12 protein-coding genes are annotated in these 14,031 nt (G+C 65.3%); 9 read left to right on the forward strand and 3 right to left on the reverse strand.

All coding sequences use genetic code 11. The features are described 5' to 3' along the window. Positions 1–164 precede the first annotated feature (164 nt). The 5 genes from FZF13_RS22615 to FZF13_RS22635 all read left to right on the forward strand — a co-directional run bounded on the left by FZF13_RS22615 (position 165) and on the right by FZF13_RS22635 (position 5,789). The gene (locus FZF13_RS22615; protein ID WP_024922248.1) at positions 165–1,940 is read left to right on the forward strand and encodes a glucan ABC transporter ATP-binding protein/ permease; all 1,776 of its coding nucleotides are present in this window, start codon (positions 165–167) and stop codon (positions 1,938–1,940) included. 128 nt (positions 1,941–2,068) lie between these two features. Continuing rightward, the gene (locus tag FZF13_RS22620) at positions 2,069–2,824 is read left to right on the forward strand and encodes a heme ABC transporter permease (protein WP_024922249.1); all 756 of its coding nucleotides are present in this window, start codon (positions 2,069–2,071) and stop codon (positions 2,822–2,824) included. A 191-nt stretch (positions 2,825–3,015) separates the two neighbouring features. Then, a complete protein-coding gene (locus FZF13_RS22625; protein WP_024922250.1) occupies positions 3,016–3,702 on the forward strand; it encodes a D-lyxose/D-mannose family sugar isomerase in 687 nt (228 codons plus the stop codon). Positions 3,703–3,839: 137 nt separating this feature from the next. Then, positions 3,840–4,886 (forward strand): YeiH family protein, encoded by a 1,047-nt coding sequence (locus tag FZF13_RS22630; protein WP_024922251.1) that lies wholly within the window; start codon positions 3,840–3,842, stop codon positions 4,884–4,886. A 9-nt stretch (positions 4,887–4,895) separates the two neighbouring features. Beyond that, positions 4,896–5,789: a LysR family transcriptional regulator gene (locus FZF13_RS22635; RefSeq protein ID WP_024922252.1), complete on the forward strand. Its 894-nt coding sequence runs from the start codon at positions 4,896–4,898 to the stop codon at positions 5,787–5,789. Between the two features lie 25 nt (positions 5,790–5,814). Here FZF13_RS22635 and FZF13_RS22640 read toward each other — a convergent pair whose 3' ends face one another. The 3 genes from FZF13_RS22640 to FZF13_RS22650 all read right to left on the reverse strand — a co-directional run bounded on the left by FZF13_RS22640 (position 5,815) and on the right by FZF13_RS22650 (position 10,515). Then, positions 5,815–7,236: a coniferyl aldehyde dehydrogenase gene (locus FZF13_RS22640; RefSeq protein WP_024922253.1), complete on the reverse strand. Its 1,422-nt coding sequence runs from the start codon at positions 7,234–7,236 to the stop codon at positions 5,815–5,817. Between the two features lie 185 nt (positions 7,237–7,421). After that, entirely contained in the window at positions 7,422–9,011 is a 1,590-nt protein-coding gene (locus FZF13_RS22645) for a GMC family oxidoreductase (protein ID WP_024922254.1), read from the reverse strand. 4 nt (positions 9,012–9,015) lie between these two features. Further along, entirely contained in the window at positions 9,016–10,515 is a 1,500-nt protein-coding gene (locus FZF13_RS22650; protein WP_081766801.1) for an aldehyde dehydrogenase family protein, read from the reverse strand. A gap of 201 nt (positions 10,516–10,716) precedes the next feature. Here FZF13_RS22650 and FZF13_RS22655 point away from each other — a divergent pair, with 201 nt between their 5' ends. The 4 genes from FZF13_RS22655 (at position 10,717) to FZF13_RS22670 (ending at position 13,995) form a co-directional block, all read left to right on the forward strand. After that, positions 10,717–11,505, forward strand: a complete 789-nt coding sequence (locus tag FZF13_RS22655; protein ID WP_024922256.1) for an SDR family NAD(P)-dependent oxidoreductase — start codon at positions 10,717–10,719, stop codon at positions 11,503–11,505. 18 nt (positions 11,506–11,523) lie between these two features. Next, positions 11,524–12,318 (forward strand): MoaF C-terminal domain-containing protein, encoded by a 795-nt coding sequence (locus FZF13_RS22660; protein WP_024922257.1) that lies wholly within the window; start codon positions 11,524–11,526, stop codon positions 12,316–12,318. A 16-nt stretch (positions 12,319–12,334) separates the two neighbouring features. After that, on the forward strand, positions 12,335–12,724 hold the full coding sequence (locus tag FZF13_RS22665) for a nuclear transport factor 2 family protein (protein WP_024922258.1): 390 nt from the start codon (positions 12,335–12,337) through the stop codon (positions 12,722–12,724). 68 nt (positions 12,725–12,792) lie between these two features. After that, the gene (locus FZF13_RS22670) at positions 12,793–13,995 is read left to right on the forward strand and encodes an amino acid ABC transporter substrate-binding protein (RefSeq protein ID WP_024922259.1); all 1,203 of its coding nucleotides are present in this window, start codon (positions 12,793–12,795) and stop codon (positions 13,993–13,995) included. The last annotated feature ends 36 nt before the right edge of the window (positions 13,996–14,031 follow it).

Raw genomic sequence — 14,031 nt, forward strand, 5'->3', positions numbered from 1 at the left:
TCTCAAACCGTTACGCGATCACGGCAGATTTCTGCCCGTTGTCATGTTTTGTTCGACGGAACGGAACAGAAGGCACTGGTGGGCATTGTTTTGCCGCTCATCTGGAGATACGTGTTCACCGCAATAATGCGGCGCACAATGGATCGTTTCGCGGAGTAATCGAGTTGTCACTGCTGCAAATCTACTGGAGAGCGCTCGGCTATCTTACTGCCGACAAGAAGCGTCTCACCCTGATCTGCCTGGCAAACGTCATGCTTGCGATGGTCGCGGTTTACGAGCCGCTGCTGCTGGGTAAGGTCATCGGCGCCATCGCCGAGCGCACCAACCCGATCAGCGAACTTGTCATGTGGGCAGGTCTCGGCGCCTTCAACATCATTGCATTCGTGCTCGTCGCCCGCGGCGCCGACCGTTTCGCTCACAAGCGGCGTTCGGAAGTGCTGTGCGAATCCTTCGAGCGCGTCATCACCATGCCGCTTGCCTGGCACCAGCAGCGCGGCACCTCGAACTCGCTGCAGACGCTGCTGCGCGCGGTGGAGTCGCTGTTCAGCCTCTGGCTCGAATTCATGCGCCAGCATCTGTCGACCGTCGTCGCACTGATGTTCTTGGTGCCGACCGCGATGCGCCTCGACATGCGCATGTCCGCAGTCTTGCTCGTGCTCGGCGTGTTCTACTTCGCCGTCGGCCGGCTGGTCATGCGCAAGACCAAGGCGGGCCAGGCCAATGTGGAGCGCCACTATCACACAGTGTTCGGCCACGTGACCGACACCGTCAGCAACGTTGCCGTGCTGCAGAGCTACAACCGTATCGGCCAGGAAACCGAAACGCTGAAGCGTTATGTGCGCGACCTGCTCAATGCCCAGAACCCGGTTCTCGACTGGTGGGCGCTGGCCAGCGCCATGAACCGCCTGTCCTCGACCATCTCGATGATGGTGGTGCTCCTGATCGGTTCCTATCTGGTCATGCACAATCAACTGCGCATCGCCGATGTCGTTGCCTTCACCGGTTTCGCCACCTTGCTGATCTCGCGCCTCGACCAGGTTTCGGCCTTCGTGACGCAGATTTCGGAAGCACGCGCCAAGCTCGAGGATTTCTACAAGCTCGAGGAAGCGGCCGCCGAGACGGCCGAGCCGGAAGGCCTGCGCGATCTTGGCAAGGTCACCGGCCATATCCGCTTCGAGAATGTCGGCTTCTCCTTCGCCAACTCCACCCAGGGCGTCGAGGATGTCTCCTTCGAAGTCGCCGCCGGCCAGACGGTCGCCATCGTCGGCCCGACGGGCGCCGGCAAGACGACGCTCATCAACCTCCTGCAGCGCGTCTACACGCCGGACCAGGGCCGCATCCTCATCGACGGTATCGACACGCGCAGCGTGACCCGCAAGTCGCTGCGCCATTCGATCGCCACCGTCTTCCAGGATGCCGGCCTGCTCAACCGCTCGATCGAGGACAACATCCGCGTCGGCCGCGCCGACGCCACCAATGAGGAAGTGCACGCAGCCGCCAACGCCGCGGTCGCGCAGGACTTCATCCTGTCGAAGAGCAACGGCTACGACACGCTTGTCGGCGAGCGCGGCGGCCAGCTTTCGGGCGGCGAGCGTCAGCGTATCGCCATCGCCCGCGCCGTGCTGAAGGACGCGCCGATCCTGGTTCTCGACGAGGCGACCAGCGCGCTCGACGTCGAGACGGAAGGCCGTGTCAAGGAAGCCATCGACGATCTGCGGCGCGACCGCACCACCTTCGTCATCGCTCACCGCCTGACCACCGTCCGCGACGCCGATCTGGTCGTCTTCATGGACAAGGGCCAGGTCGTCGAGATGGGCGGTTTCCAGGAATTGTCGCTGCGCAATGGCCGTTTTGCCTCGCTGCTGCGTGCCGGCGGCCTGCTCAACGACGACGAGGTTCGCCGCCTCAGCGTCGTGTCGGTGACCGGCGAAGCCGCTTAATCATCGAACCGGCTGGCCTCTGGTCGCCAGTTTCGCGAAAATCATGACACCGCGTACCTTCAAGGTGCGCGGTGTTGTCTTTTCAGAACGGCTTCAATCCCGATCCGAAAAGCTCTAAAGAACATCGCATGAGCGAAACGAGTGCACGTTCTTCGAGCTGGGCGGACCTGGCCAACCCGACGCGTTTCATGACGCTGGCAGACAGGCTGGTGCCGTGGCTGGTCGGCATTGCGGCCGTCGTGCTGGCCGTCGGCCTCTATATGAGCTTCACCGCGCCGGAGGATTTCCAGCAGGGCATCACCGTGCGCATCATGTATATCCACGTGCCTTTCGCCTGGCTCTCGATGATGTGCTACTCGGTGATGGCCATTTCGGCGCTCGGCACGCTGGTGTGGCGACATCCCTTGGCCGATGTCGCGCTGAAGGCGGCGGCACCCATCGGCGCGGTGTTCACGGCGCTCGCGCTCATCACCGGCTCCATCTGGGGCAAGCCGATGTGGGGCACCTGGTGGGTGTGGGACGCCCGGCTCACCTCCGTGTTCGTGCTGTTCTTGATGTATCTCGGCATCATCGCGCTGACCCGCGCGCTGGACGATGTCACCCGCGCCGCCTGGGCGGCGGCCGTCATCACGCTGGTCGGCTTCATCAACATCCCGATCATCAAGTTTTCGGTCGACTGGTGGAACACGCTGCACCAGCCGGCATCCGTGTTCCGGCTTGACGGTCCGACCATTGATCCCAGCCTGTTGTGGCCCTTGCTGGTGATGGCGGTGGGCTTCACCGTCCTGTTCTTCGCGCTGCACATGATGGCGATGCGCACCGAAATCCGCCGCCGCCGCGTCATCGCCATGCGCCGCATGGCGGCACGGCGCGCCGATAGCTGATCGGATCGCTGCCCGCGCATCGACAGCGGCGGGGCGTTGCGCTATGCGAAATGCTGCTGCATCGGCCAGAAAATCGGAATCGATTTTCGACAGGCACGATGCAGCAGATAAAAAGTGTCAGAGCGTCCTTTGCGCGTCCAATTGGACGCGCGGCGCTCTAACGCCACCGCCGCTCTTACGGGACCGCTTTCATGAAACGCTCGAACGTCAACGCCATCATCCGCGAGGCCGACGCCTTCATCCGCTCCTTCGGCTACATCATGCCTCCGTTCGCTTACTGGACGCCGGAGGAGATGAAGGCGCGGCGCGGCAGCTCGGCCGGCATTTTCGAGTCCCGCCTCGGCTGGGACATCACCGATTACGGCCAGGGCAAATTCGACGAGCTTGGCCTCTTCCTGTTCACCGTGCGCAACGGCCGCTTCGAGGACATGAAGAAGGGCGCCGGCATGCTTTATGCCGAGAAGATCATGATCTCGCGCAAGGACCAGCTCTCGCCCATGCACCGCCACGTCATCAAGGCGGAAGACATCATCAACCGCGGCGGCGGCAAGCTGGTGCTGGAACTGTTCATGCCCGACGCCGAGGGCGGCATCGACCCCAAGGCCGAGGTCTCGGTACCGGTTGACGGCACCATCCGCAAGCTGCCGGCCGGCGGCCTGCTCAAGCTCGATCCGGGCGAGAGCGTCACGCTTCTGCCCGGCGTGTGGCACGCCTTCTGGGCCGAGGGCAAGGACGTGCTGATCGGCGAGGTCTCCACCGTCAACGACGACCTCACCGACAACATCTTCCGCGAGCCGATCGGCCGCTTCTCCGACATCGAGGAAGATGTGGCGCCGCTGCACTTGCTGGTGGCGGATTACGAGCGCTGGCTGGGCTGAGCCTCTCCGGCTTTCAGGCTGTTGCCTTGGTGTCGGTGGAATCGTTCGGCTGGATCGAACGATTCGACACGAACAATGCGTTGGATCGGCGATAGATAGAATGGCATTCCAATTCCGATTGGAATTGGAGAATAGCCGTGTCTGTCGCCTCGTCCCTCGACCGCCCCCTCGTTTCGCCCGCAGCGGCCAGGGAGCCGGCGCGCGCCGACAAGGCAACGGTCTGGGCCGGCATCGTGCTGGCTGTCATCGTGGCCGCCTCCGCATTCTCGATCCGGCAGTTGCCGGGGCTCGGCATTTTCAGCCCGATGATCCTGGCGGTCATCGTCGGCATCGTTTTCTCCAACCTGGTCGGCCTGCCGGCCAATACGCGCCCCGGCATTGCGTTTTGCCAACGCACCTTGCTTCGGCAGGCAATCGTGCTGCTCGGCTTCCAGTTGACGCTGACGCAACTCACCGCGATCGGCGTCACCGGCGTCGGCATCGTCGCCTTGTCGCTGGTCGCCACCTTCTGCTTCACGCTTGGCCTTGGTCGCATGCTGGGCGTCGACCGCAAGCTCGCCGAACTGATCGCCGCCGGCACCTCGATCTGCGGCGCCTCGGCCATCGTTGCCACCAATGCGGTGACCAGCGCCAGCGACGAGGACGTCGCCTATGCGGTTGCCTGCGTCACCCTGTTCGGCACGGTCGCCATGCTGGGCTACCCGTTGCTGGCAGGGCCGGCCGGCCTCGACCCGCATGGTTTCGGCCTGTGGGCGGGCGCTTCCATTCATGAAATCGCGCAGGTCATCGGCGCCGGCTTCCAGGTCGGTCCGCAAGCCGGCGAGATCAGCACCATCGCCAAGCTGGCGCGGGTGGCGATGCTGGCCCCTGTGGTCATCACGCTCGGCCTGCTGGCGGCGCGGAGCAGGACCGGCGAAAAGACGGCGAAGCCGCCAATGCCGTGGTTCGTGGTCGCCTTCGTCGCCGTCGTGGTGCTGAACAGTGCCGTCGAAGTGCCGGCCGAAGTGAAGTCGCTGATCGTCTTCGCCACCACCTTCATGCTCTCGGTCGGCCTTGCCGCCATGGGCTTGCAGACGCATATCGGCAAGATCCGCTCGCGCGGCCTGCGCCCCTTGCTGCTTGCGCTTTCGGCGTTTGTCTTTATCGCTTGCTTCAGCCTGCTTTTGGTCAAGTTCGCAGGTTGAGGAACCTGAATGACGCTGGAGCAGTTGCGCATCTTCGTTGCCGTCGCCGAACGCGAGCATGTGACGAACGCGGCGCGCGACCTCAACCTGACGCAATCGGCGACAAGTGCTGCCGTTGCTGCTCTTGAAGCGCGTTATGCGACCAAGCTGTTCGACCGCGTTGGCCGCCGGATCGCACTGACCGATGCCGGCCGCCTGTTTCTCGCCGAGGCGAGGTCGGTGCTGGCGCGCGCCGCCGCCGCCGAACTGGTGCTGGCCGATCTCGCCGGGTTGAAGGTCGGCTCGCTCGGCCTCGGCGCCAGCCAGACCGTCGGCAATTACTGGCTGCCGCGTTTCATCCACGCCTTCCGTTCGCAGCATCCCGGCATCGGCGTGTCGCTAACCATGGGCAACACCGAGACGGTCGCCGCTCATGTGCGCGACGGCGAGGCCAATCTCGGCTTCGTCGAGGGCGAGGTCGACGAGCCGAGCCTTGCCGTCACTACGGTGGCCGAGGACGAGATGGTGCTGTTGGCGCCGGCCGGGCATCCTTGGGGACAACTCGGCAAGGACGAGAAGCCGGTGCTGGGTTCGGCCAGCTGGGTGTTGCGCGAAAGCGGTTCGGGAACGCGTTCCACGCTCGCCGCCATGTTGCGCAAGGACGGCATCGCCGAGGCCGATATCGACATCGGCCTTGTGCTGCCGACCAACGAGGCAGTGCGTACGGCGGTGGCGGCGGGAGCAGGGGTGACGGTGATGTCGCGCCTCGTCGCGGCCAACGCGCTCGCCGCCGGCAGCCTGATCGCCGTCGATTATCCGGTGCCGCGCCGCCGCTTCTACATGCTGCGCCACAAGGAGCGCTACGCCACCGCCGCCGAGACCGAATTCATGCGGCTGATCGGCGAAGGGTTGCCGGACCGGTAGGCTGTCCCGGCTGACGCTTCCGCCGTCAGGTTACCAGCCTCAGCATCTTCAAAACGCGTTCGAACATCGCCCCGTATGGGGGATGCAGCAGCGCGCCGCCATTGAAGCGCGATTGCAGGAAGACCGGCTTTTCCTTGCTGAAGGTGCGGAAACCCCATTCGCCGTGATAGGCGCCGATGCCGCTGGCGCCGACGCCGCCGAAGGGCTGGCGTTCCTGCGCGATGTGCAGCAGGCAATCATTGACGGTGACGCCGCCGGCAATCGTCTCGTGCAGCACGCGTTCGCGCGCCGTCGTGTCGGTGCCGAACCAGTACAGCGCCAGTGGGCGGTCGTGCCGATTGACGTGGCCGATGGCGTCGTCCAGCGAAGCGTATTCGAGGATCGGCAGCACTGGCCCGAAGATTTCCTCGCGCATCAGCCGGCTGTCTTCCGGCGCGTTGCGCACCAGGGTCGGCGCGAATTTGCGGCCCTCTGGCGGCAATGTCTCGCCGGCAGGGTTGATCTCGGTCACCTCGGCACCGCCGGCGCGCGCCTCCTCGACCAGCGCCGTCAGCCGCTGGTAATGGCGGTCGGAGACGATCGAGGAATAGTCCTTGTTGGCCTTCAGCGTCGGATAGAAGCGTTTCACCGCTTCGGCGAACTTGCCGGTCACGGCCGCCGCCTGGCCTTGCGGCACCATGATGTAGTCGGGTGCGATGCAGGTCTGGCCGGCGTTGAGCAATTTGCCGAAGGCGATGCTCCTGACCGCCGCGTCCATGTCGCAGGACGGATCGAGGATCGCCGGCGACTTGCCACCGAGTTCCAGCGTCACCGGGGTCAGGTTGGCGGCGGCTGCAAGCGCCACCTGCCGGCCGACCGCCGTCGAGCCGGTGAAGATGAGGTGGTCGAAGGGCAGCGAGACGAAGGCCTTGCCGGTCTCGGCGTCGCCGGTAACGACATCGACTTCCTCCGGCGCGAAATGCTGGGCGACGAGGTCGGCGAGCAGTGCCGAAAAGGCGGGCGTCAGTTCGGACGGTTTCATCAGCACGCGGTTGCCGGCGGCAAGGGCTGCGGTGGCCGGCGCCACGGCCAGCTGGAACGGGTAGTTCCAGGGCGAGACGACGCCGACGACGCCGAGCGGCTGCGGCACCAGCCGGTTGGAGCCCGGCAGGAACGGCAGGCTGGTGGCGACGCGGCGCGCGCGCATCCAGGAGGCGACATGCGAGATGGCGTGGTTGATGCCGGCGCGCACCACGAACAGCTCGGCAAAGCGGGTTTCATGCGCCGAGCGGCTGCCGAAATCGGCGGCGATGGCCTCGCAAATGGCTTTTTCGTGGTTGTCGGTCAGCGCCAGCAGGCGCTTCAGCCGGTCCTTGCGCACGACCAGCGTCGGGAATGGCTCGGCGGCGAAGGCGCGGCGCTGTGCCTCGAAGCGTTCGCGCAGCAAATCGGGTCTGACATGCAGCATGCTTTCCTCCACCCTTTTTTGACTGTCCGGCCGTAACGCATTGAAAACGCATAAAATGCGATGGCGCGCCGGAAATCTCCGTACGCATACGGGAATGGAACTCCCGATTTACGTGAGCGTCAACAGCTTTGTGGTGGGGCATGGTTGCCGGTGCGGAAGGCCCACACCGGCCGCGGCCGGCACGGTCAGGCGCCGGCGAGGATGAAATCGGCGCAGCGGTCGGCGATCATGATGACCGGCGCGTTGGTGTTGCCGCTGGTGAGGCGCGGCATGATCGAGGCATCGCAGATGCGCAGTCGCGGCACGCCGCGCACCCGCAATTGCGGGTCGACCACGGCGGTAGCGTCCGTGCCCATGCGGCAGGTGCCGGACGGGTGGTAGACGGTTTTCGCGTGTTTCTCGATATGGTCGAGGATCGCGGCGTCGGAGAGGTCGGCGGCGGCGCCCGGCGCCAGTTCCTCGCTCACCACCGCCTGCAGCGCCGGCTGGCGCAGCACGGTGCGCGCGATCTTCATGCCGGCAAGCAGCGTCGCCCTGTCGTCGGCATGGGAGAGGAACCCGGTGGTGAAGCGGATCGGCTCGTTGGGATCTGATGAGCGCAAGGCGATCGAACCGCGCGATTTCGGCCTCAGAACGCAGGGATTGATCTCCATGCCGTGCCGTTCGATCGAACCGTGCTGGGCGCTTTCGATCATCACCGGCAACACGTGGAACTGCACGTCCGGCCGGCCGTCGCCGTCGGTGTCGAAGAAGCCGCCGCTTTCCACCACGTTGGAGGCGAGCAGCCCGTTGCGGAAAAGCACGTATTGGACGCCATGACGCAGCGCGCGCAGGCCGCGATCCTCGCCAAGCAGCGAGATGGGCTGGCGCGTCAGCGCATAGACCGGGGCGGCGACATGATCCTGGTAGTCGGCGCCGACGGCCGCGATGTCGCGGATCACCGGAATGCCGAGGCCGGCAAGCGCGGCCGCCGGTCCCAAGCCGGACAGAAGCATGATCTTCGGCGTGCCCAGCGCACCGGCGGCCAAAATCACCTCGGCTTCGGCCGTCGCCATGTGCTGACCGCCGCCAGCGGTGGTGTAGGAAAGGCCGCGCGCCGCGCCGTTCTCCAGGATCAGGCCGGTCACCAGCGCGTCGGTGACGATCTTCAGCCGCGCATTGCCGGCCAGCGGCTTCAGGAACACTTTCGCGGTCGACTGGCGTTCGCCGCCGCCGGTCGTGGTCTGGTAGAAACCGACACCTTCCTGGCGTTCGCCGTTGAAGTCGTCATTGTAGCGATAGCCGGCCTGCTGGGCCGCCCGCACATAAGCGAGCGAGAGCGGGTGGCGATGGCGCGGGTCGGAAACGGGCAGGGGGCCGGCGTCGCCATGGCGTTCGCCGGCCAGTCTTTCGTTGCGCTCCAGGCGCCTGAACACCGGCAGCACGTCGTCCCAGCCCCAGCCGGGACAGCCAAGGTCGCGCCAGCCGTCATAATCTTCCGGCTGGCCACGCACATAAAGCATGGCGTTGATCGATGAACCGCCGCCCAGCGTGCGGCCCTGCGGGATCGGCAATCTGCGACCGCCGACGGCAGGTTCCGGGTCTGATTCATAAATCCAGCTGCGCGCCGTGCCGATCACCTTGGCGAAGGTCGCCGGCATGTCGATGAAGCGGGTGTTGTCGGCGGGGCCTGCCTCCACCAGAAGCACACGCTTGCCGGCATTGACCAGCCGGTTCGCCAGCGTGCAGCCGGCGGAACCGGCGCCGGCGATGATGTAGTCGAAATTTTCCGTCATCGGTTCAGGCATACCGCATGATGACGGTCTTGGTCTCGAGATAGCCCTCGAGCGCGGCGCGGCCATGCTCGCGGCCGATGCCGGACTGCTTGAAGCCGCCGAACGGTGCGGCGGCGTCCAGCGTGTTGTGCGAATTCACCCACACCGTGCCTGCCTTCAGCGCGTGGATGGCGGTCATCGCCTTGCCCATGTCGCGCGTCCAGATCGAGGCCGAAAGTCCGTAGCGCGTGTCGTTGGCGACGCGGATCGCCTCATCCAGATCGGCGACCGGCATGGCGGCGACCACCGGCCCGAACACCTCCTCGCGCACGATCTCCATGTCGTGCGAGACATTGTGCAGAATGGTCGGCGCAACATAGTGGCCCTTGGCCGGCACGGTGCGCGTACCGCTTATCTGCTCGGCGCCAGCGGCGAGGCTGCGCTCGACGTAACCCATCACGCTGTGGCGGTGCTTGGCCGAGACCAGCGGGTTGATCTGCGCACCCTCGTCGCGGCCGGCGCCCAGCGTCATGCCGTCGGCGATTTCGGCCAGCCTTGCCAGCGTGCGCTCATAGATCGGCTTTTCGATCAGGATACGGGCGGCCGAGGTGCAGACCTGGCCCTGGTTGAAGAACATGCCGAGGCCGGCGAGCAGCGGCTCGATGCCGTCCTCCATGTCCGACAACAGGATCATCGGCGATTTCGAACCCAGTTCCAGCGTGAAGCGGGCGACACGGTCGACGGCGGCGTGGCCGACGCGCTTGCCGATAGTGGTCGAGCCGGTGAAGGTCAGTTTGTCGATGCCGGGATGGTTGATCAGCGCCTCGCCGGTGACGGCGCCGGAGCCGGGCACGATGTTGACGACGCCGGGCGGAAAGCCGGCCGCCTCGATCAGTTCCGCCAGCCTCAGCAAGCCAAGCGGCGTCTCATGCGGCGGCTTCAACACCACCGTGCAGCCGGCGGCAAGCGCCGGCGCGATCTTCCAGGTGCCGATCAGTAGCGGAAAATTCCACGGCACGATGGCGCCGACCACGCCGACCGGTTCCATCACGGTCATGGCGTGGTGCTTGGCGCCGGGCGGCACCGGGATGGAGACCTGGAACGTCGAACCCTCGATCTTGGTGGCCCAGCCGGCATAGTAGCGCAGCCAGTCGACCGTTCCGCCGGCCGACAGCATTTTAGCGACGCCGAGCGACTTGCCGTTTTCGATGCTCTCGATCTCGGCGAGCAGGTCGGCGTCGGCTTCGACCAGATCGGCGAGTTTCAGCATCAGCCGTTGCCGGTCGACGGGCCGCATGCTGCCCCACGGGCCGTCGAGCGCGGCGCGGGCGGCGCGCACTGCAAGGTCGACGAGTTGCGGGCCGCTCTCCGGAACGCGGGCCACGATCTCGCCGGTGGCGGAATCGTCCACCGGCAGGCCTTCACCGGCGGCATCGACGAAGCGTCCGTCGATGAACGGGCGATGGCTGCGCGCCAGGAAGGCGGCTGCGGCTGCGCTGATGGGCGGTGCTATTCTTTCGTTCACGGCTTCCTCCTGGCATCGGTTCGTCGTTCGACCGTGCAGTCAGGGGTAGGAACCGCATGCGCGGGCCGCAAGACGATCACCGGGCCAGTGCACGTTCAGTCAAAACAAAGTTCCCGTTCGGACAAGACGCCCGCCGGTCGACATCGCACTATTGGCGACAGAGGACGGCCGCACCTTGCGGTCGCGACAGGCAGGATCGAAATGAGATTTTCCGGCAAGACGGCTTTCATCACCGGCGGCGGCACCGGCATCGGCGCGGCGGTTGCCCGGCGCATGGCGAAAGAGGGCGCCAACATCGTTTTGATGGGACGCCGGCGCGAGCCGCTCGAAGCGGTTGCGGGTGACACCAACGCGCTGATCGTACAGGGCGATGCCGCCGACGCCAATGCTGTGCGCGCCGCGCTGAAGCAGGTGCATGCGAAGTTCGGCCTGGTCGACATGCTGATCGCCAATGCCGGCGGCCATGGCGTCGGCCCGACCATTTCGATGAGCGACGAGACCTGGGCGCTTGCCACCCGCACCAATCTCGACACCACTTTCGTCTGTGCCCGCGAATGCCTGCCCGACCTGATCTCGCGCAAGGGCAACATCGTTGTCGTTGCCTCCATCGCCGGCCTGTTCGCCGGTCCGGCCGCCGCCGGCTACGTGACGATGAAACATGCCTGCGTCGGCCTCGGCAAATCCTTGGCGCGCGACTACGGCCGCCGCGGCGTGCGCACCAACACGATTTGCCCCGGCTGGGTGGCGACCGCCATGGCTGACGAGCAGATGCAGGTCGTCGTCGAGAAACACGGCCTGGCCTCGGTCGACGAGGCCTACCGGCTGGTCACCAGGGATGTGCCGCTCGGCCGCCCGGCAACGCCGGAAGAAATCTCCAACGTCATCTGCTTCGTCGCCTCCGACGAGGCCGCAATGATGAACGGGTCGATCCTGACCGTCGACGGCGGTGCCACCGTGGTCGACCTGCCGACCCTAGCCTTTGTCGATTGAGCCTTTGAGGACCTTGTGATGAACGACGTGAACAGACCGGCCGACTGGAAGCATTTCGACGACTTCGCAGCCGGCATCGCCACCAACCGGCTGCCGACGACCAAGGCCCTGGCAGGCCAGACCTTCAAGATCACGCTGAAGGGCGGGCGCCAGGTCGATCTCGCCTTCACCAGCCCGGACACCGTCGCCTGGGGCGAGGGCAAGGAGGCCGGCGTCGACTGGTACGAGGCGCTGGAAGTCGCGCCCGACACCTTCTTCATCAACATGACCTTCGGCGCGCGCACCACCGAGGACGAAGCCTTCATCGTCAACACGCGGACACGGCGCGTGCTTTCGGTGCGCGAGCGGGTGCGCGATGCCGGCGAGGCGCCGGGCGAGCCGCGCGTCGCGCAAACCTGGCTGGCCGGCGTTCTTGGCGATGCCTCGGCGGCGCCTACCGGCATCGAGCCAGCACCGACGCGCGACCTCATCGGGCTCACCGCGCATTATCAATACAGCCCGAACCACCTCTACGAACACGTCTACCTGTCGTCGCAGCGTTATGCCTGGCAGAACCTGGTCGGCGTGCAGCGCGGCCATGGCGACGTCGATCTCGCAACCACCTGGAAGTTCGCCGAGAACCAGTATGTCTTCGGCTTCCGCGAGTTCATCATCCCGGTCGCCTCGCTGTTCTTCTACAATTGGGACGGCATGCGCTCGACCGGCAAGTTCCTCGGCGTGACTTCGACCGGCGCGGTCGAAAACAAGCCCGCCGGCGCACTGATCGAGAAGAAATCCACCACTGTCTACGACGAGGGGCGTGCGCCGGTCTGAGCGCGCGGGTGAAGCCATGAGCAAGAATTACGAAGCGATCAAGGCGCATTACGCCGGCTCCGACAACAAGGATCTGGCGGCGATGATGGCGCCGATCACCGACCGCACCGCCTGGACCGAAATGGCGGGTTTTCCCTACGCCGGCACCTATGTCGGTGCCGTCGCCATCATCGAAGGCGTGTTCAAACGCATCGGCGATGAGTGGGAGGGCTACACCTTTAAGCTGGAGCGGCTGGTCGACGGCGGTTCGACCGTGCTTGGCATCGGCACCTATTCGGGCACCTACAAGCGGACGGGCCGGCCGATGAAGGCACGCGTCGTCCATGTCTGGGATGTCGAGGACGGCAAGGTGCTGCGGTTCGAGCAGTTCACCGACACCAAACTGGTCGCGGAGGCGACCGGCTGACGGGTTTTGGGGGCATGGCCTGACCGGCGTGGGGCTGGCGGGACCGGATCTGGGAGGAGAAAATGCAAATGAGCCTGAAAGGAATGATGGCGGCGCTTGCGCTGTCCACGGTGCTGAGCGCCGGCGCGACGGTTGTCGCCAATGCCGCCGGCGACGAGATCGTCATCGGCGCGCCGGTCTCCTTGACCGGTCCGTTCGCCGGCGACGGCAAGGAACAGGAATGGGCCTACAAGCAGGCAGTCGAGGACATCAACAAGGCCGGCGGCATCATGATCAAGGAAGCCGGCAAGAAGCTGCCGGTGCGGCTGGTCATCGCCGACGACGAGAGCGCGGAGGCCAAGGTGGCCTCGGCGATCGAGAACCTCGTCAAGGTGCAGAAGGTCGACATCCTGTTGTCGACCCATTCCGGCCCGCTCAACGTTGCCGGCGCGATCGTGGCCGAGAAATACAAGAAGTTCTACATGATCACGACGGCTTTCCCGTTCGAATGGCAGCCGCTCAAGCTCAAATATTCGGCCTTGTTCTTCTTCCATCCCGGTCCCGGCGCCGAGGTGCCGTTCGAGATATGGCAGAAGCTGCCGGAAAACGAGCGGCCGAAACATCCGGCGCTGGTCACCGAGGATTCGCCCGACGGCAAGGGCTTTGGCGGTGCCTTCGAGGCGGCGGCGAAGAAATATGGCTATACCTTTGCCTTCAACGATCCCTGGGCGACCGGCTCGACCGACTATTCGGCGATGATCACCAAGCTGAAGGCCGCCGATGTCGACGCCATGCTGGTGTTCGGCTCGCCCGCCGACACCATCACGCTGATGCGCCAGATGAAGGAGCTCGGCTTCAGCGTGCCTTACCTGCACGGCTGGAAGGGCACCTGGACCGGCGAATTCCATGACGCGCTGGGCAAGGATTCCGACTACGTCCTGACCGACGGGTTCTGGTCGGCCAGCTACCCTTACAAGGGCGCCAAGGAATTGGGCGATCGCTACGAGGCCCAATACAAGAAGGATTCGGTCACCGTCGGCGCCTTCTACGCCAACGCGCAGGTGCTGTTCCAGGCGATCGAACGCGCCGGTTCGACCGATGCCAGCGCCGTCCACGACGCCGTCTTCAACCAGGAGTTCAAGGACACCGTCGTCGGGCCGCTGAAATTCGACGAGGGTGGCTTTGCGCTGATCCCGTCCGTCGCCACGCAATGGTGGCAGGGCAAGCATCAGCTGATCTTCCCGAACGGCGATTGGACCTACAAGCCGGCACCGGCCTGGGACAAGCGCTGATAGGGGGTGGGCAGCGGGGCGACGTCGCCGCAAAGG

Origin of the sequence: Mesorhizobium terrae (assembly GCF_008727715.1) — a bacterium.
Lineage (GTDB): Bacteria > Pseudomonadota > Alphaproteobacteria > Rhizobiales > Rhizobiaceae > Mesorhizobium > Mesorhizobium terrae.

Coding starts and splice junctions, on each gene's coding strand:
- FZF13_RS22625 (WP_024922250.1), top strand. CDS start 3,016: ATGAAACGCTCGAACGTCAACGCCATCATCCGCGAGGCCGACGCCTTC.
- FZF13_RS22635 (WP_024922252.1), top strand. CDS start 4,896: ATGACGCTGGAGCAGTTGCGCATCTTCGTTGCCGTCGCCGAACGCGAG.
- FZF13_RS22640 (WP_024922253.1), bottom strand. CDS start 7,236: ATGCTGCATGTCAGACCCGATTTGCTGCGCGAACGCTTCGAGGCACAG.
- FZF13_RS22655 (WP_024922256.1), top strand. CDS start 10,717: ATGAGATTTTCCGGCAAGACGGCTTTCATCACCGGCGGCGGCACCGGC.
- FZF13_RS22620 (WP_024922249.1), top strand. CDS start 2,069: ATGAGCGAAACGAGTGCACGTTCTTCGAGCTGGGCGGACCTGGCCAAC.
- FZF13_RS22660 (WP_024922257.1), top strand. CDS start 11,524: ATGAACGACGTGAACAGACCGGCCGACTGGAAGCATTTCGACGACTTC.
- FZF13_RS22670 (WP_024922259.1), top strand. CDS start 12,793: ATGAGCCTGAAAGGAATGATGGCGGCGCTTGCGCTGTCCACGGTGCTG.
- FZF13_RS22645 (WP_024922254.1), bottom strand. CDS start 9,011: ATGACGGAAAATTTCGACTACATCATCGCCGGCGCCGGTTCCGCCGGC.
- FZF13_RS22665 (WP_024922258.1), top strand. CDS start 12,335: ATGAGCAAGAATTACGAAGCGATCAAGGCGCATTACGCCGGCTCCGAC.